Source organism: bacterium (genome assembly GCA_026416715.1).
GTDB lineage: Bacteria > UBP4 > UBA4092 > JAOAEQ01 > JAOAEQ01 > JAOAEQ01.
In genome coordinates, this window is record JAOAEQ010000027.1 from 20298 (window position 1) to 37871 (window position 17574).

15 protein-coding genes are annotated in these 17574 nt (G+C 41.0%); 3 read left to right on the top strand and 12 right to left on the bottom strand.

Annotated elements, in window-relative coordinates; genetic code table 11:
• Positions 1–7 precede the first annotated feature (7 nt).
• The gene (locus tag N3A72_10760; protein ID MCX7920062.1) at positions 8–739 is read right to left on the bottom strand and encodes a 16S rRNA (uracil(1498)-N(3))-methyltransferase; all 732 of its coding nucleotides are present in this window, start codon (positions 737–739) and stop codon (positions 8–10) included.
• 94 nt (positions 740–833) lie between these two features.
• On the opposite strand from N3A72_10760, the gene N3A72_10765 reads away from it, so the two are divergent.
• A complete protein-coding gene (locus N3A72_10765) occupies positions 834–1235 on the top strand; it encodes a DUF948 domain-containing protein (protein MCX7920063.1) in 402 nt (133 codons plus the stop codon).
• Positions 1236–1240: 5 nt separating this feature from the next.
• A complete protein-coding gene (locus N3A72_10770; GenBank protein MCX7920064.1) occupies positions 1241–1573 on the top strand; it encodes a YtxH domain-containing protein in 333 nt (110 codons plus the stop codon).
• Between the two features lie 74 nt (positions 1574–1647).
• Here the strand turns inward: N3A72_10770 and N3A72_10775 are convergent, their stop codons facing one another.
• The 5 genes from N3A72_10775 to ychF form a co-directional block, all read right to left on the bottom strand.
• A complete protein-coding gene (locus tag N3A72_10775) occupies positions 1648–2391 on the bottom strand; it encodes a hypothetical protein (protein ID MCX7920065.1) in 744 nt (247 codons plus the stop codon).
• Positions 2391–3251, bottom strand: a complete 861-nt coding sequence (locus N3A72_10780; protein ID MCX7920066.1) for a hypothetical protein — start codon at positions 3249–3251, stop codon at positions 2391–2393. The genes N3A72_10775 and N3A72_10780 overlap by 1 nt, the downstream gene beginning before the upstream one ends.
• A 51-nt stretch (positions 3252–3302) precedes the next feature.
• Positions 3303–3938, bottom strand: a complete 636-nt coding sequence (locus N3A72_10785) for a hypothetical protein (GenBank protein ID MCX7920067.1) — start codon at positions 3936–3938, stop codon at positions 3303–3305.
• Between the two features lie 344 nt (positions 3939–4282).
• A complete protein-coding gene (locus N3A72_10790; protein MCX7920068.1) occupies positions 4283–5137 on the bottom strand; it encodes a hypothetical protein in 855 nt (284 codons plus the stop codon).
• Between the two features lie 114 nt (positions 5138–5251).
• Positions 5252–6349, bottom strand: a complete 1098-nt coding sequence (gene ychF / locus N3A72_10795) for a redox-regulated ATPase YchF (protein ID MCX7920069.1) — start codon at positions 6347–6349, stop codon at positions 5252–5254.
• Positions 6350–6560: 211 nt separating this feature from the next.
• On the opposite strand from ychF, the gene N3A72_10800 reads away from it, so the two are divergent.
• Complete coding sequence (locus N3A72_10800; protein MCX7920070.1) at positions 6561–7976, top strand: MBL fold metallo-hydrolase; 1416 nt, start codon at positions 6561–6563, stop codon at positions 7974–7976.
• 258 nt (positions 7977–8234) lie between these two features.
• On the opposite strand, the gene N3A72_10805 is transcribed toward N3A72_10800, so the two are convergent.
• The 6 genes from N3A72_10805 to N3A72_10830 form a co-directional block, all read right to left on the bottom strand.
• Positions 8235–9005, bottom strand: a complete 771-nt coding sequence (locus tag N3A72_10805; protein MCX7920071.1) for a TdeIII family type II restriction endonuclease — start codon at positions 9003–9005, stop codon at positions 8235–8237.
• Positions 9002–10231 carry a site-specific DNA-methyltransferase gene (locus N3A72_10810; GenBank protein MCX7920072.1) on the bottom strand — a complete coding sequence of 410 codons (1230 nt, stop codon included), beginning with the start codon at positions 10229–10231 and terminating at the stop codon, positions 9002–9004. Before N3A72_10810 ends, N3A72_10805 begins: the two co-directional genes overlap by 4 nt.
• A 417-nt stretch (positions 10232–10648) precedes the next feature.
• Positions 10649–11485 carry a c-type cytochrome biogenesis protein CcsB gene (gene ccsB, locus N3A72_10815; GenBank protein ID MCX7920073.1) on the bottom strand — a complete coding sequence of 279 codons (837 nt, stop codon included), beginning with the start codon at positions 11483–11485 and terminating at the stop codon, positions 10649–10651.
• A gap of 307 nt (positions 11486–11792) precedes the next feature.
• The gene (locus tag N3A72_10820; GenBank protein MCX7920074.1) at positions 11793–13262 is read right to left on the bottom strand and encodes a cytochrome c biogenesis protein ResB; all 1470 of its coding nucleotides are present in this window, start codon (positions 13260–13262) and stop codon (positions 11793–11795) included.
• A 13-nt stretch (positions 13263–13275) separates the two neighbouring features.
• Entirely contained in the window at positions 13276–14283 is a 1008-nt protein-coding gene (locus N3A72_10825) for a polyprenyl synthetase family protein (GenBank protein MCX7920075.1), read from the bottom strand.
• Positions 14284–14571: 288 nt separating this feature from the next.
• Positions 14572–17574, bottom strand: a 3003-nt coding sequence (locus tag N3A72_10830) for a type II secretion system protein GspG (protein MCX7920076.1), incomplete at its 5' end; no start/stop codon positions are given.

The following is a 17574-nucleotide window of genomic DNA, read 5'->3' on the forward strand; positions in this document are numbered from 1 at the left end:
TCTTATCCTACTCGAATTCATAAAGTAAAATGCTTAAAACGGCTATCGCTGCAGTTTCTGTTCGTAACACTCGAGAACCCAACGAAACAATTTGAGCACCAGCTTGTTTCGCTAATTCCGCTTCCGCCATAGTGAATCCACCTTCCGGACCGATAAACAATGCGAGTGAATTTAATGTCCGTCGTTTTTTTAAAATTGATTTGAGCGTGTTTTCCTTTTCTTCTTCCCAGAAAAATAATCGGAGTTCCTCGGATACACTATTTCTTAACCCCTGCATAAACGGAACCGGCGGTTTGATTTCAGGAATTCGCGTTCTACCGGACTGTTCCGCAGCAGCAATCGCTATTTTCTGCCAACGTTCTACTCGGAGATTCGCTTTTTCCGCAGTTAACCTTGGGATAGTCCGGTCGGTGATAATTGGAATAATCCGAGACACTCCTAATTCCGTAGCTTTCTGAACAATTAATTCCATTTTTTCAGATTTTGGCAGTCCTTGTAGTAAGGTGATATCTAATTTCGGCTCACGATTGATTATGCGTTTGGATGTAATAGTACCGCGAATTTCATTTTTACCGAGTTGATTTAGTACCACCTGATATTCTTGTCCATGCCCGTCGAAAATAATCACCATATCACCGGAGTTTAATCGTAATACACTCCTTACTCGATGTCTCGGTTCATCAGGAAAAAATATTTCATTTTCTGAAACATATTCTGGAGGAATATATATTCGATGCATAATGTATGATAATATCACGATTAGGTTGACTTGACAAGTATGGCGGGCTATGTTAATCTGAAATAGTTAATTCTTTAAGGAGGAACCCTATTTTATGGAAACATTTATTGCTCTTGGAGTATTGGTTATAGCCACAGTTTTCGTTATTTTACTATTTTATCTTATCCCTGTATTAAAACAACTCCGGCAAACAGCAGCAACTGCAGAAAAAACTTTGAATCATATAGACCGCGAGCTCGTTCCTTTACTTCAACAAACAAAGAAAACTATTGAAGATATCAATCAAATCACCGCTGGTTTGAAAGAACAAATTTCGCTTATTGAAAAAGTGATAGAGAATTTCCGAACCATTGCTGAGCGTGCACATCAGATAACTTCGTTAGTCTACGACCAAATCGAACTGCCGATCATTAATGTTCTCAACAATATCAATGCGGTTAAAAAAGGTATTGCAACGTTTGTAAATACCCTATTTGTTCGGAGAAAGGAGGGATAACAGATATGTCGAATCATGAACACGAAACATGTTGGGGGAGTATTTTATTAGCTTTTGCTGCCGGGGCGGTTATCGGCGCAGGAATCGCTTTATTATACGCACCACAATCCGGGAAAGAAACTCGAGAAATGCTCGCTAAAAAAGCAGGAGAATTGAAAGAAGCAACGGTTGAAGCGTATGAGAAAACCGTTGAAAAAGGCGCAGAAATAATTGATAAAGGGAAAGAATTTGTCCGCGCAAAAAAATCTCAAATTGCTGCTGCTTATGAAGCGGGAAAAGAAGCATACCAAGAAGGTAAACCGAAATCAGACCGTGAAGTAACGCAAGGGTTAGGATAATTTTGATAATCATCATAGCCACAAAACAGTAGACAGAATACAGGATTTTTTGAATTATTTTTTCTGATTTCTGTCTACTGTATTTTTTTGCGGGTTATTTCTAATCTATGCGAAATATAGATAACCGCAACGATGAGGAGAGCACAGAAAATTGTTGCGTAAGCGTATTGGGCTGTGTTATATGAATAGAGCGTGCTAACTCGACCGATAAAAACCGATGTTCGTGCCATAACGGTATAGCCGTAAGAAGAACCGAAGGTTATCATCAGAAAATAAATCCCGATTTTCCCAGTAACGTTAAGTACTCCCCGATGTTCCAAAGAAAAGAAAAAGTAACTTAACACGCAAATCACGCCGATAAATATCAGCAGATTATTAATCACCGCCGGTTTCCCCCATTCAAACAGAGACAACCCATTTAATTTCAGGCAGTCGATTGTTCCGTGTAATTGGCCTACCAAATCGCTATTAGCAAGTCCGGTCATACGTAACGCGGCAAAAGTCCCAACCATAATCGCTAGCGGATAAGTTGAGAGCCAAAATGTTTTCTTATTCAACCGCATTAAAAATAATATGCCAAAGATTCCTGCACCGATCCGAATCCATTGTCCGCCCGGCGCAGCAGTAAATAACGGGGCAACACAATCCCAGAAATTCGGTTTTATCGTATATACTAGAATGGTTACAAAACCATATCCTGCAGCAACGCCAACGTAAATATGTTCTGCGAGTTTATATATCGGATTATCACGATAGAGAAAACTCATTATCGCCAAGGTGAAGAAAACCGTGAGAAATCCGCCGATGATATCGACCATTATTTCTTCCTCCGAGTCGCTTTTTGTAAAAAGAACGCAATGTTACCGATAAGAATCAACAAAATAATGCAGAGGTGAATAGCCGATTGAACTGTTAATCCGGCATGAGCCATACCGTGTCGGTTAAGCAAAGTTTCATATTCCGCTGCGCCGATTAGTCCAGCTAATAACCCTTTCAACTGGCCTGATTGATAGAAAGAATACAGATCAGGGGACATGATCCCGGTAGCACCGCAAAGCATTTTAACGTTATACCGCCGTTGCACCTGTTGTAACCATTCACGAATCCCCGGATGCCCTACGGAAAAATTGACCATTAACGCAATATCATCGAAATTTTTAACCTGTCTCATCAACGGGATTTTCTCAACCGGTGTGCTTTTAACATCAACCGGATATGTTTCCGCAAAAGATGTTCCCAGTCGCGTCATAACCACATCACTCCCGGACTTATATCCGAGATTAACATAATCTACCCCATATACTTTTATTTTCCCTTCTTTTTCCAGCTCAGCACAAACTTCATCAAATGCTTTATCGATTAACGGCACACCTTCGATCCAGAGCGTTGAAACAATGATTTTAACATCTTTTTCAAGCAGACGACGAACCACCGCTTTATGCATCGGATATAGTTCCGGAACCACGCTCACGGTATAATCCGCAGTAATATGCACTACATCGCCAGCTTTTAGTTGTTCTATTGAATCATAAAAACTTTGCGTTTGCGGAGTCACCTTAATTGGCATCGGTATGGTTACTTTATAGAATATCAATGCTATAACCAAGATTAATAGAAATATCCAGCGTCTATCAAGGGTAAGGATTTTCTGATATAACTTTTGATAATCTAGACTCATATATCTTTGAATTTCGTTCTGATTTCGTACTTAATCCTACGTTCTATCTTGTCACTCTCCACGTAAATATGACCGTTCAATGCCAAGAATAGTTTTTAATCCGACCGCAATAACTCCGATCGTTGCACCCATAATTATCCCACGTTGTCCCGCAGCATTCGGAACTGTCATAATCCAGTTCGCTAATTGTGGGAATAGACCAGAAATCGCCATTCCTATAGGTACACGACCAAGCATCACCAGAATCGCCGCTGATAACATCAACGTTGCTTCAATATTTTTTGCACGGAACGCACGAAATGCAGCAGAAGCAATATAAAACGCTAATAATGCATACATCGTTGACCCTAGCGGTAACAAAACGTTCATAAAAATGAAATTAAAGACATTCTTACCGGAAATATCACCTTGGACAGCAAACAGCACCAACCCGGAGATAACCGTTATTACAAATGCAATAAGCATAACGACTTTATATTGCCAATCCGGTCGGCGCCGAATGATAGTCAGGAGATTTAATCGGAATAGGTTAACAATTCCTAGCAAAATAGCAAAAGCCGCAATAACCAAACACCATTGTTCAAGTTCATTTGCTATCCCTTCTACAATCGGTATTTTTAAAAAGAATTTTGCGGTCATAAAAATACCGACAAAGAAGGTTATGAAAAATACGATTTTTCGTTTCATATATTAGCTCGGTCTATTACCAAGAACAACTCTGCGCTCTCTGCGGTACTGAGATTGCTTCTGGTTAATCCCGAAAGGATGATTGAGGTTAGCCCAGCCATTTATAGCTGGGTCGCAATGAACCACCACCACACCGCACTAGTCCCGTCAGGGACGACTGATCGGTCTACATAGCCCGAGTTTTAACTCGGGGCATGAATCAACACCAGCCCTGCTGGGTTTCAACCCAGAATAACCGGAAAACCTCTGTGCGCTCTGCGGTGAAACTACTATAACCATATTCGCTCCATCGCTATTGAACAACTTCGACTTAACCCCGAAGCAACATATCGAGGTTCAAAAACCTAAAATATCAGAATAATATAATCTAGCAGTTGCGGATTAAGTATCGCTACAAAAATACTGATGATTAAAACCACTAGCATACATAGTTTCAAAGCATCCGCTGCTTTAATTCCAGCAAGTAGCGACGGTTCTTTAGATAAATATGCTGACGCTGCATAATACTCTTCGCCAATGATAGTATAATCACAGGCAGCTATAAAAAATGGTAACTGTGCAATTGAGGCTGTTCCGGCGATTTGAATCGACCCGCTGGCGAATCCGGTCTCGGCTAAGACTAACGATTCGGAATAAAAACTACCCATATAGATATTCGTTGCCGGTTTTTCGCGGAGCATAATCCCGCACACCGCAGCAGTGAATGCGAACTGGTCATCAGTAAGAAACCGCAAGTTATTGCGGTTAAAATATTCCAGTTTCCCGGCAATGATATATGACTGTCGAACAATATCTTCAGCAACGGATAGCACTACAGAAGTTCGGGTAGTAACAATCAGTGGGATTTCAAACTGTGCAGTTTTTTCCGCGACATACGGTAGAATATTCAAACTCGCTAATGTCTGGATTTCATCGATATCATCTATCCCAGGAACATATAGCACCGGTTTCCCCATTTCAGTCGCTCTGCCGATAGCTTCATCTAACGCTTTCAGTCCGGCTATCTGGCGGAAGAACAGCGGTTTCCCTTTTCGGGCGCGACGTAATAAAAACAAAAATAGAAACAGAAACGCGACTATATAAAATAAAACATTTAATCGGTCGAGATAAATGAACGAGGTAACCTGTTCAACTGGTGGAGGTTCCGTTGTTTCAGCAAATCCAAGGAAAACTATAGAAAAAAACAAAATAAAGAACATTGTTGATAAGGGAAGTATCATCAATTGAATTAACCCTGCGATTTAGTAGTCAACTAAAACAAGAAGTAAGAAGTATGAATAATCTGACTTCTGACTTCATACTTCTTGCTTTCTCTATACTTGGAATCGAAACTGGATTATATCTCCGTCGTGAACGATATAGTCTTTTCCTTCAAGTCGAACAAGTCCTTTATGTTTCGCTTCCGCCATAGACCCAGCGGAAATCAAATCATTATAATGGATAACTTCCGCTTTAATAAACCCTTTTTCGAAATCGGTATGAATCGCACCCGCAGCATGAACCGCGTTTGTCCCCTGTTTAATCGTCCACGCTTTAACCTCATCTTTACCGATGGTGAAAAACGATATTACGTTGCACACCTGATACGCTGTCACTATCACCCGGTCGCGCACTAACGATTGTATCCCTAACTCGTGCATAAACTCTTGCGCTTCATTTTTCGGCATTGACATCAATTCCATTTCGGTATTCGCGCAAACTTCCAGCCATTTAAAATTCTTTTCTGCAGCATACTGCTGGAATTGATGCTGTAGTTGATTCGGCGGTTCGCCAAGCTGATGTTCATCAATATTCGCTACTAGAAATAGCGGTTTCGCAGTTAAAAAGCAATATCCGCGAATCGCTTTCTGTTCATCTTCAGATAACGAGAGCTGATTGATAAATTGACCATGTTCTAACGCATTTTTCAAATGATGCAGCAGGTGAATTTCTTTCGTTTTTTCGACCTGCTCTAGTTTGGGCAATTTCGCTAATCCCGGCTCGATTTTCTGCAGGCGCCGTTCGATGATTTCTAAGTCGATAAACAGCAGTTCAGTATGAATTTGGTCGATATCCCGAACCGGGTCGAGGGTTTCAGCGGTATGTGGCACATTCGGATTCTCAAATAGCCGAACAAGATGCACTAACGCATCGGTGTTCCGTAACGCAACGAGTTGCGCTTCTTCAGCGCTAGCGTATTTACCCGGTTTGATACCGAGTCCGCCGACATCAACGAATTCAACTTGCGCATGGATAACTTTCCGTGGCGGGAACATCTCACCGAGTTTATCTAATCGCGGATCTGGAACTGAAATAATGCCGAGATGCGATTCTGCCCTATGGATACCGGTATGGACGTGCTGACCAGAGAGAACATTAAACAAAGTGGTTTTCCCAACCTGCGGTAATCCGATTATCCCGATTTTAAGCATAAAATATTTTTCCTATAAAGACACCAAAACGCTAAGTAATATCTAATATGAACAAACTCATTTCTTATCGGAGAGAATGGAGTTATATTGTCTTTACAGGAATATACCGTTAAAAAATATTTTTCCCTTGCAGAAAATATTGCAATTAGTGTAAATTGTATTACGTATTTTGTAAAGATACAATATCAAAAAAAAATAATTATTTTTTTGTATGGAATTAACGTTTTACGGTGCAGTGCGGACGGTAACCGGATCGATGTTTGTCATAACCAATGACGGAACGACTGTGCTTTGTGAATGCGGGTTATTTCAAGGACATCGCGCAGAGAGTAACTTAAAAAATCGGAATCTGCCGTTTGACCCGGTAACAATCAACGCGATGCTTTTATCCCACGCGCATATTGACCACAGCGGAAATATTCCGACTTTGGTGAAAAAAGGATTTTCCGGCGGAATTTATACGACGTTTGCGTCTCGCGATTTATGTTCTATAATGTTGCGAGATAGTGCGCATCTACAGGAGAAAGATATTGAACACGTCAACTGGCTAAATGAACAGAAAAAGAAAAATGGCAAACTCAAAAATTCGGAACGGCTCGAACCGCTATATACGGTAGCGGATGCGGTATCGAGTTTGCGATCATTTCGAGGGGTGATGTATGACCAACCGATTCAGATTACGGATGATATACACGTAACCTATCGAGACGCCGGACATATTCTCGGTTCCGCAATGTTAGAAATCGAACTTCGTAAACGGTTGAAAAAGCGGAAACTTGTTTTCACTGGCGATTTAGGTCGGAAAAACCTGCCGATTTTGAAAGACCCCTACCCGATAGAGTCAGCGGATGTCCTGATTATCGAAAGCACCTACGGGAACCGACTCCACGACCCGCTGGAAACCGCTGCCGAAAAACTCGCTGCGCTGATTAATGAAACTGTGCATCGTGGTGGGAAAATTATTGTACCGGCGTTTGCCGTTGAACGAACGCAGGAGTTTATCTATATTTTGCATCAACTGACGGAGCAAGGCAAAATCCCGTTAATTCCGATTTATGTTGATAGTCCGCTGGCAATCAATGCGACGGAAATATTCCGACTCCATCCGGAATGTTTAGATGAGCAAACGCTCGAATATATCGAAAAGAAAGAAGATCCGTTCGGATTCGGCAAATTGAAATATGTCCGAGACGTAGAAGAATCGAAAAAATTAAATAACATTACCAGCCCTTGTATTATCATTTCATCTTCTGGGATGTGCGAAGGTGGACGGATTCTGCATCATTTACGGAACAATATCGGCGATGAACGGAACCTCATTCTGATCATTGGGTTTATGGCAGACGGAACGCTCGGGAAACGGATTGTTGACAAAATGCCGGTGGTACGAATTTTCGGTGAAGAATATGCGTTAAAAGCGCAGGTAAAAAAACTCAATAGTTTTTCTGCCCATGCTGACCAGAACGATTTAATTGCGTTTATTAACAATTTTCAGAAGAAACCGAAACAGGTTTTTGTTATCCACGGCAATTCCGACCAGGCGGAACCACTCGTTGCTGCGATTAAAACTATGGGGATACCGAACGTTCTTATTCCGCCGGTAGGAGAAACAATCCCGATTGTTTAACTTGCCTGCCAAATCCCTCTGCAACCCACAATCAAACATTTCCTGCGGCAGGAACTTTGATTCATCTATTAATATCGTCAAACTTCGTTTTGTACAGCTTCGATTGATAAAAAGTTCAGTTCTTACCCAATGTAGTTTTAGCGTAATGGTGCTTTACGCATAGACAAATTAAACTTTACATGAAGAATTTATGTCATATGAACGGCTGTTTTTCTTTGAGAAAGAGACCTATGTGAAAGTTTTAAATATTATAATCGATTAGAATTCTGCGAGTCTTTCATCTATTTCAGTCCTTAATTCCATACCTGTTTGTTCAAAAATATCGAGTAAATCTTCATAAGTTCCTTCACCACCGAGAAAATTCCAAAATTCTTCGGCAACCAGGACCTCGTTTTCTAGGTCATATAGTCCCTGTAACGTCCAACGACTATATGGATTCGGTTCCTCCGGATTGTACGGTATGCAAATATATGTTCTTACTCTGATATTCCGGTCAATACTATATCTCATTGCTTTCCATTGCAAAAGTTTCTCTTTAGTTCTTGTAAAAACATCAATATTGGGTTTAACCGTTTTGATTTCAAAATAATACTCAGTATTGTTTTGCATAACAAAAAGGTCAGCTCTTGTTCTCCGCAAATTTCCAAGTGTTCCTTGATTAGCAACAGACCGAATTCTATTATTCTCAGAGGATTCACTTGCTTGGCGTGCAGCACTTCTTAAATTAGACATTATCCTATCTATTTCTAAAACTGCATTACTACTTAGGTATCCTTCAAATCTATATTGCGCTTCCGCTCGTTCAAAATTTGACCGAGCAATAATTTCAGCTACTTTCTCAAAAATAGATTGACCGAGCATTGTATTTACCGAATGAATAAATGAATATAACGCCATTCGATCTCTACCGAGTAACCGAAAATGAAACGGCATCGATTGAGTTTCAGGAGAATAATCGCGCAATTTTCTTCTTATTTTTTCTATTAAATGCGATTCAATTACTTGCCGTTGCTCCCTAACAATACTCATCGGTTTGATTCTTTCACGAAATAGAATATTGATTCGAAATATTTATTCGCATCTCTCTCAGTTCTCATCAAGACCGGTCGACGAAAAACGTCAACGAATTTAAATCCACAGTGCAGACCGATTTCTGGATATAGATTAAATTTATCATTAGCGACAATGAATACCGGCGCTTCGTTTTTGAGATATTGAGAAACATTCTTAAAAACTTCTATTATTCCTTGTGTATATTCCTTGATTGCTGTTCCATTTTGTCGTTTTGCAGCGGGACCAATTTCTAATTCATCTTGTCTCGGAAAATCAAATAACTCATAGGCATACCGATGTTGTTCATGGTAATCGATAATCCCGACATACGGCGGAGAAGTAAAAATCCCATCTATTTTTTGATTGGCAGGTAATTTTACTGTTCGTGCATCTCCTTGAATGATTTTAATAAACGCATTGGTTCGAAGTTTATCAAATTCTTTTATCCGTTTTATGGTATCAAAACTATAGCGATTGATAAATTTTAATGCCTCTTGTATTGGTTCGCAATATCTTTTATGTTTTATACACCAATAGGTTTCACGTACTGGTTTCTGGGGTCGTGCAAGGTCGTAATGTGGGATTAATCTCGCGGAACGTGCGGAACGAGATAAAATGATTTTTAAGACATCTTGATTTTTATATTCCTTAATGATATTTCTATAGAACAAAATTTCCTGCAATGCTCTCTCTGAAAACCATTCTTTTAAGTATTGACTAGCGGTTTCAATTCGTTCGGTATGTGTTTCAAATAACTGCTGATAATTATCCTTTAACCCGGCACTAAATATTTTCAGTCGCTTTAATGCATCGTTAATTTCCCATTCAACTTCATGAATATTATATTGTTTAGTTTTGACTTCTTGAATTAAACAGTTAAAAGGTGAAAGTTCAATTCCAATCGCATTTATCCCTAGAACGTTCGCTTCGATTAAGGTGGTTCCTGAGCCGGAAAATGGGTCGAGAATGATATCGCCTTTTTTGAAATACTTCTTCAAAAAAACTTCGACTAACTGAGGTATAAATTTACCAAGATAAGGATGTAAACGATGAACATGTTTTGTCCTTTCAAATTCACGAACACTTAAAAAAGTTAAATCATTACCTAAAATTTCAATGTTTTTCTTACTATCAGTTTTTTCTTCTATGAATTTTGTATCTATTCTATATTTGACTGCAGCAGTTTTATTTATCTCAAGCATATCTATAACTAATTATACAAATTTCAAATAATTTTATTTTTTTATTTTATATCTCATTTTGGTTTTCTGCAAGATGAACCACTAACTTATCCAAAATAAATTTTTTAAAATATTTCTAAAGATTTTATTATCGTTATTTTGAAATTATAAATGTCTAATCGAATTATCAAATAAAAGTTAGGAACAAAGTTTTCCTGCAGGTGCTTCCTATGCTCAAAGGATTGATATCCCGAAAAGAAACACTGCCCTATGACCATATTGTTCCAAAATGGATACAATCTAGGATAAATGATTCTCCTGAAAGACGAAAAATCCGTAGTAGCAGGGTTAAGCCAATAGCGTATAGCCTTAATCCTACTCCACTCCATCTCAAAAATATTTTCGGAATAATATTACTGTTCCGTATGGATACACTATTTATTTCTGCAGTGAACCGTAACTATGTAATCCGGGAAGGAGAACGTTCACGCCGAGATAACAGAATAATACTGCTAAGAAGCCAAATACCGAAACCCACGCCGCTTTTCTGCCGCGCCAGCCGATAATCAACCGCGCATGCAAATATCCCGCATAAATCAGCCAAGTTATCAGCGACCAGGTTTCTTTCGGATCCCAACTCCAATATGAACCCCAAGCGACATTCGCCCAGACCGCTCCGGTAATAATTCCAACCGCAAGTAGAACGAACCCGAACGCTATTAACCAATAAGTATGCGTATCTAACGATTCCATATCCTGAAATCGCGAGTAGAATCCATTGGTTTTTCCTTTTCGGAACCAATGCGCCTGCAGTAAAAACAAGCACCCTGTGCCGAACGCTAACGCAAACGACGCATAGGCTAAAAATGCGGTTACTACATGGACTTCCAGCCATTTGCTCTGCAACGCTGGCAGTAACGGTTCCGCTACACGATATCGGCTCGGTAAACCGATAGCGAGCGCTGAACATACTGCGGTTAACGGCGCAATAATAATTCCAAGACTTTTCGTCGGGCGAAAGATTTCTACGCAAACGAACTCAAACGCAATCACCCAAGCGAAAAAGAGTAACGATTCGTATAAATTCGCAAACGGCGCATGACCAGATTCAATCGTCCGCATAACTAACCCAACAGTATGAATCACCAGCCCGAAAATAAACAGGGTTAATACTGTTCGCGTAGCGAGTTTGCTGTCTTTCGCCAATAGTATAACATAGCCGAACGATGCGATGAGATAAAAAATAAAACTGACGATGAAAAATGGATAACTCATAGTTGAATTCCTCCATTAAATAAAATATTCATTCATAAATCTTAACGCCAAACAATTCCCGCTGAAAAAATGGGATTAGTTCGGTTTATTACCAAGTAGAACTTCGGCGAACCCTGCGAACTCTGCGGTGAAAGATTCTTGTTCATTCATGCGTCCCGAACGGGACTAGGTCGTTTTTTCTCGACCTGATTCCTAGCATTACATGCTGGGCTAAATTCAATCGCACTTTGCAGGGCTAACCTAGAAGAACCTCAGCGAACTCGGCGATCTCTGCGGTGAAGAGGACAAAATATTTCCACGCCTGAATTTACCGACTATATGATTCAATTTGGTTCGCGAATTTCTCCAATTCGACTCGTAGCTGTTTCGTGTTCCGGTTCGATGTGCCAGCTAACTGAATGATACTTCCGGAATCGGTTTTCTGGAGGAGAATCCATACCCGACGATGGTCAATAAATAAGGTTAACATCAATCCGAGAATTAATCCGCTAAATCCAAGGTAAATTAACGGCACGCCCGGGTCTTTAACCACCTGCAAAACCGAATATGAATTTAGCGCTATATTTGCATCGGTGATTTCGTAATTAAATCTGGTTTTTCCGGAATAGTGAAATTCTGGGAATCGAACGAAAACCCAAGTCGTGCCGACTAATTTCGTATCGGTATATTCTTCAATTAACGCCGCAGGATTGTTCAATTGATTCGATTTACTGACCGCTTCTTTTGTCGCTAAATCGAATGAAAAATCCGGATAGAATTTCGCTAGTTTAATTTGCATGTTATGTTCCGGTATTTGAACCGATTGCCCGATTTCGAGTTCAACAGTTTTAATTTCGTTATTCGTTTGCCGGTCGCAGAGTTTCAGGATTAAACTTTTAACGGTTGCGGTCGTACCATAACTATTCTGATAAAACGTTATCCCCCGGTAGGTTAACGGATGATTCACGCGAATGATTGCTTCTACTTCCGGTTGGTCGTTGTTATAGAGCGTAACATAACTGCGAAACTCTTTCGGCAGCTGCGAATTTGGATAGGTTTCAACTTCAAATTTCCGCAGATACAGTTTCAATTGTACTTTCTGGTTCAAAGTAGAATGCACTTTTTTGCGTAACGAGTTGAGCCATAGCGGAACTGGCATCGGCACGGTAACCATTTCACCTTCCGCAACGGTCAGTGGAAACCTGAATCCGAACCTGCCGATAATTGCGCCGAGCAAAATTATCACGATACTGATATGCAGAAGGAAATTGCCCCAGCGGTTTAGTAATCCTTTTTCGCCAAAAAGATAGGTTCGTTCGCGGTCAGTTCGAGTTTTCACATGATATCCAGCGGTTTTCAAGAGCATACCGAGTTTGGTTACAATCGCAGAAGATTCTAAGTTTGATTCTAATCGCACCGCAGTGTTCGGATTGTTAACTATATGTTCGGGAATAATCATTTCCTGCGAGGCGCGTTCAGACCGTTGTAATGCCATATAGCGATTATATGCGCAAACTGTAGTCGCTAACCCGAGTAGCGTTAATACCGTAATAAACCACCAGCTACCATAAACATCAATAATGCCGGTTATCCGAAACAAGTGATATATCGGCATACCGTAGTGCTGGATATAGAATTGTGCGAATTCTTTTTGCGGGATTAAAGTTCCAAGGATAGACGCAATGATAACTAATCCAAATAAACTGAGGGTAACTTTTATCGAGCCCCAGAAATGGAGAAACCGAGAAACAATATGTGACGATGGTTGCTGTAACGGAAGGATTGTATGGTTATCCATGAAACTCAGCTGTTCATTTATCGCGATGAATAATATATTCTCCTAACCTCAACAAAGCGGTTTTATATACCGATTCCGGAAACCCGAGCAGAAGTTCGTTCGCTTCATCAACCAGATTCCTTGCATAATTGCGAACATATTCAACTGAATGATGCTGGTCAATCATTTTATTCAACCAAATGATATCTGATTCAGTTATTGTGCGGTCAGCTAATGAGAGAAGTCGCGCGCGTGCCTGCGGTTCTAAGGTATCTCGGAGATGAATCAACGGTAAGGTTATTTTCCCCTGATAGAAATCGTGGTTGGTTGGTTTGCCTAATCTAGAGAGATTTGCGGTGAAATCGAGTGTATCGTCAATCATCTGGAAAACTATGCCTAATTTTAACCCGAATTCTTTTAACCGTGCCGATTCCTCTTTCGGAATATCATTGACGATGCCACCAAGTTCAGCGCTTACCGACATCAATATTCCGGTTTTCCGGCGGATAATCTGGAGATATTCCGATTCAGGTATTTCGAAATTCCCTTCCTGTTCAATCTGACGAATTTCGCCAAGACACATTTCCGTGGTCGCTTCCGCTAACATTCGCGCATATCGCTGGATTCCATTTTGTACCGCTAGTGTAGACGCTTTTGCATAGAGATAATCGCCAACTAATACCGCTACCTGATTTCCCCATTTTCCATTTACAGAAGGTTGCCCACGACGGAACGGAGATTCATCAACGATATCGTCATGGATTAACGTTGCGGTATGAATTATTTCAAGCGCAGCGGCAAGTTCGATGCTTTCCGGTTTAATCCCGCCGGTTAATCCGGATGTGAGTAATAATAATATCGGGCGAATACGTTTCCCGCCAGCGTTAAATAAATGGGCTGCGGATTGGTTGACCAAAGCGTAATCTGAAACAATCGTGCGCTGAATTTGGCTAGTAACTTGCTGAAGTGGCTCGGCGAGTAACTGTTCAATAGTTTCCAGAGCACATTTTGCAGTTTGCGATTCAACACTAACTCTATTCATAAAATATAATTATATGATACATCTTTGTATTTCAACAAGAATTGTAGCTTCCTTTTCCTTATTGTTTAAGGTTGAAGAATATCATTTCGTTAATTTTTGGATATAATAATGTCAAGGTAGGTAAATGTTATCAGATTAATCGGAGGTAATGTCAATCGTTGCTGAAGAATGAGATAGATTGGTCATAGCAACCGTGGATGTATTTCTTGTAAGGTTCTTTCTTTTTCATGTTCGCTGCAAGGTAGACGCTGTATACAAGCTAACAGTCTGCACTACTCCCTGCTTGCATTATTTCACCACTAGTTCAATCGGCTGGGATAGACTTGCTACTTGCGGATTATAATATTCATACACTTTCGATTGCGGGGTTTTCGCCCGAATCGGATATTTCGCTTGCAACCGATACTTGAACGTAATCGGTTTTCCAGCTTCAACTTTATCCAAGTAAACAATTATTTGCCGACCGGTGAGATTATACTTTTTGATAACATCTTTAGTAACCAACTCATGCAAATCCGGTGTTAACACATCAAATCCCGGCGGGATACCTAAATCGACGATAACCATATTTGCAGTACCTGTTGGCCGGTTATTTTTAACCTCGATCCTTGCGGTGATAATATCGTCTTTCTGCAACTGGGTTTTATCGTAGGTTACGGAGATATCCAGCAGTTCATGTTCTGGAATCTCCAATCTCCACGGACGATAATAGGTTCCAACAATCTGATACAACATGCTCCCCTGCCCTTGAAACTTTAAGACAACGGTATTTTTGCCTCTTTTAACCAGCGGTTCTTTCAAATCTACCTGCCGCATCACATCGCAGTTTGCCGGCGTGATTTCAAACGCAGAAACTTCTTTTCCGTTAACGATTACCTGCACTGTTGCATTCACTTTTTCAGTCAATCCCTGTAACGACATTAACAGCGCTTTCAAGCAGAGAATTGTTGCCTGAGTCGAATTCCAGTTCCCGTTCGCATCTTTTTTGCTAATGATATAGTTCAGCGCTTTCCCGGTAACATCCGGATACCGACCGGCGTTCATTAACGCAATCGCAATCAATGCGGTTGATTCGATATCCGCGCTATCTCCGCGTGAGAATGTTACCGTCTCAACGTTACTCGACCAATGCACTTTGCCATCTTGTTCAATTTTCTGCGCAACAATTTTATCCAGCAGGCCGAGCGTTCGCGAGTCATCCTTCTTCCAGCAGACTAGCGCATTCGCTAGTAACGCTTGCGTATAGATATCGTTAGCTTCTTTGCTATGTTGCAGTAAATACTCGACCGCTTTCTCTATCTCTTTCGATTTCATATCCGTTGCCAATAATGCCCAGGTGATATATGCGGTAACCAAAAGATTGCTATTCTGAATCTTACCCCAGCTTTCTGCGTGAAGATATGATTTATCCGGTGTCCAGGAGCCGTCCTGATTCTGCTGGTGAATTAACCACGACTGCGTCCGGCTGATTATCGCCGGGTCAACGTTGAACACTTTCGACATATCGCTGAACTCCATAACACCCCATGCGGTCAGAATTTTGTTCGCCGGCGCGTTCCCAAACCATTCGAATCCGCCGCCTTGCACTTCATAACTCAACAACCGCTGGTATCCGGCATTGATGAACCCTTCTGCTTTCATTTGGATTTCCGGAGTAACCTGTTTTGTGGTTTTCAGATAATCAAGCACTAGAATATTCGGATAGGTTACCGATGACGTCTGTTCGAAACAACCGAATGGCATCCGCAGCATACTCGCTAATCCTTCAACAATTTGACTGAATATTCCTGGATATACTTTCACCTGCAGTTTACTGGCCTTCTCAATTGCTTCCTGGGGAATAGTAATTTCCTTTTCGATATCTTTACTCAACCGGTCACTAATACTCACCTGATATTCTTTCCCATCCGGTACGACTGCAATCATCCGCTGAATCGCATCGCTTAACTTGCTGCCATAGGCATAGACCGTGAACTTATGGTAACCGATTTCTTTAACCTTAATTGAATAATATACCGCACGGACTTCATCTTTTTCGAGTTTAACCGTTTTGATTTTTTCATCTTTCAACTCAAACCACGGTTCCGGCATCAATTCTAATCGAACGGTTTGTGCGCCTGGCAGATAGTTATACACCGCTACCGGAACACTAATTTCATCATTTTGCGTTAATGCTACCGGGAAATCAATATCTATAAAGAAATCCTGAAATACCCGCAACGGTGAACTCGTACTACCCATTCTACCGTTTAATGCGGAACCGAGCGTGGTCATCCGCCAAGAAGTAATCGAATCTGCTATTGTAAGTTTGAGTGTTCCTTTTCCGGTAGCATCGGTGATAAATGCCGGGTTGAAATATAATGTTTCCGGGAAAAACATTCGCAACCGAATTTCTTCTTTCGGCTGACTTCCAGCGATACCAACTTCGCCTTTTGCAATACCTCGCTCTTCCGCCATTTTCATTGCTACAATTGGCATTGGTTCAGGATGTGCCGCTAAATCGCCTAAAAATCCATTCCTAGCATTTAAGAACCTGCGCACTGCCTGTCGGGCTACACCTTCGCCGAACTGATCCCAACCTGCAGGCGATGTAACATCATCAGCAGTATTCCAGACCGTATCCGGTCCTGCGGAAAGCAACCTAAAACTATGGAATCTGCCGCAACTACACGGTTCCGCTTTATACCTCACGCCCCACGGATCTATTAAATCCGTCTCCCGCAGGAATCCTTCTTTAATCAGGATTTCAATTCCTTGCTCCCTCGTCGGATATTCGCTATGTTTATTATAATACGCTTGGATTCCTTTCCAAATATGCTGATAATCTTTATCGAGTCGTTTCTGGATTTGTTCCCGATACTTCAGTTCTTTTTGATCGAAAGTATTAATCGCGAGCGTAAACGGTTGCGGTTCCGGTGCGGATGCGAGCAGAACTGTTGCTGCTTCCTGCTGGAGTGGAGTCCAATCCGCTTTTGTATTTTGTTCGAGTGGAATCACTGGCGGTTGCGGATGCTTAACCAGTTCTTCGAGCGAATACCCGTGAATTTCATATCGCGGTTTCATAATCTCTTTTTCGAGCGTGAAATATACCTTCTCTAATCCCGGCTGCATATCCTGCAATGCGAACACCGCTTCATCCACAATTGAGATACCTAACGCTGCGAGAACCGGATGTCCGGTCTTATCCTGAACGAAAAATTGCACGGTCGCTTCTTCGCCTGGTCGGTACGTCTTCTTGTCCGGTGTGATGACGATGCGCAGTTCATCTGCCGGATTGACATAGACTAATCG

Coding starts and splice junctions, on each gene's coding strand:
- N3A72_10760 (MCX7920062.1), bottom strand. CDS start 739: ATGCATCGAATATATATTCCTCCAGAATATGTTTCAGAAAATGAAATA.
- N3A72_10765 (MCX7920063.1), top strand. CDS start 834: ATGGAAACATTTATTGCTCTTGGAGTATTGGTTATAGCCACAGTTTTC.
- N3A72_10770 (MCX7920064.1), top strand. CDS start 1,241: ATGTCGAATCATGAACACGAAACATGTTGGGGGAGTATTTTATTAGCT.
- N3A72_10775 (MCX7920065.1), bottom strand. CDS start 2,391: ATGGTCGATATCATCGGCGGATTTCTCACGGTTTTCTTCACCTTGGCG.
- N3A72_10780 (MCX7920066.1), bottom strand. CDS start 3,251: ATGAGTCTAGATTATCAAAAGTTATATCAGAAAATCCTTACCCTTGAT.
- N3A72_10785 (MCX7920067.1), bottom strand. CDS start 3,938: ATGAAACGAAAAATCGTATTTTTCATAACCTTCTTTGTCGGTATTTTT.
- N3A72_10790 (MCX7920068.1), bottom strand. CDS start 5,137: ATGTTCTTTATTTTGTTTTTTTCTATAGTTTTCCTTGGATTTGCTGAA.
- ychF (MCX7920069.1), bottom strand. CDS start 6,349: ATGCTTAAAATCGGGATAATCGGATTACCGCAGGTTGGGAAAACCACT.
- N3A72_10800 (MCX7920070.1), top strand. CDS start 6,561: ATGGAATTAACGTTTTACGGTGCAGTGCGGACGGTAACCGGATCGATG.
- N3A72_10805 (MCX7920071.1), bottom strand. CDS start 9,005: ATGAGTATTGTTAGGGAGCAACGGCAAGTAATTGAATCGCATTTAATA.
- N3A72_10810 (MCX7920072.1), bottom strand. CDS start 10,231: ATGCTTGAGATAAATAAAACTGCTGCAGTCAAATATAGAATAGATACA.
- ccsB (MCX7920073.1), bottom strand. CDS start 11,485: ATGAGTTATCCATTTTTCATCGTCAGTTTTATTTTTTATCTCATCGCA.
- N3A72_10820 (MCX7920074.1), bottom strand. CDS start 13,262: ATGGATAACCATACAATCCTTCCGTTACAGCAACCATCGTCACATATT.
- N3A72_10825 (MCX7920075.1), bottom strand. CDS start 14,283: ATGAATAGAGTTAGTGTTGAATCGCAAACTGCAAAATGTGCTCTGGAA.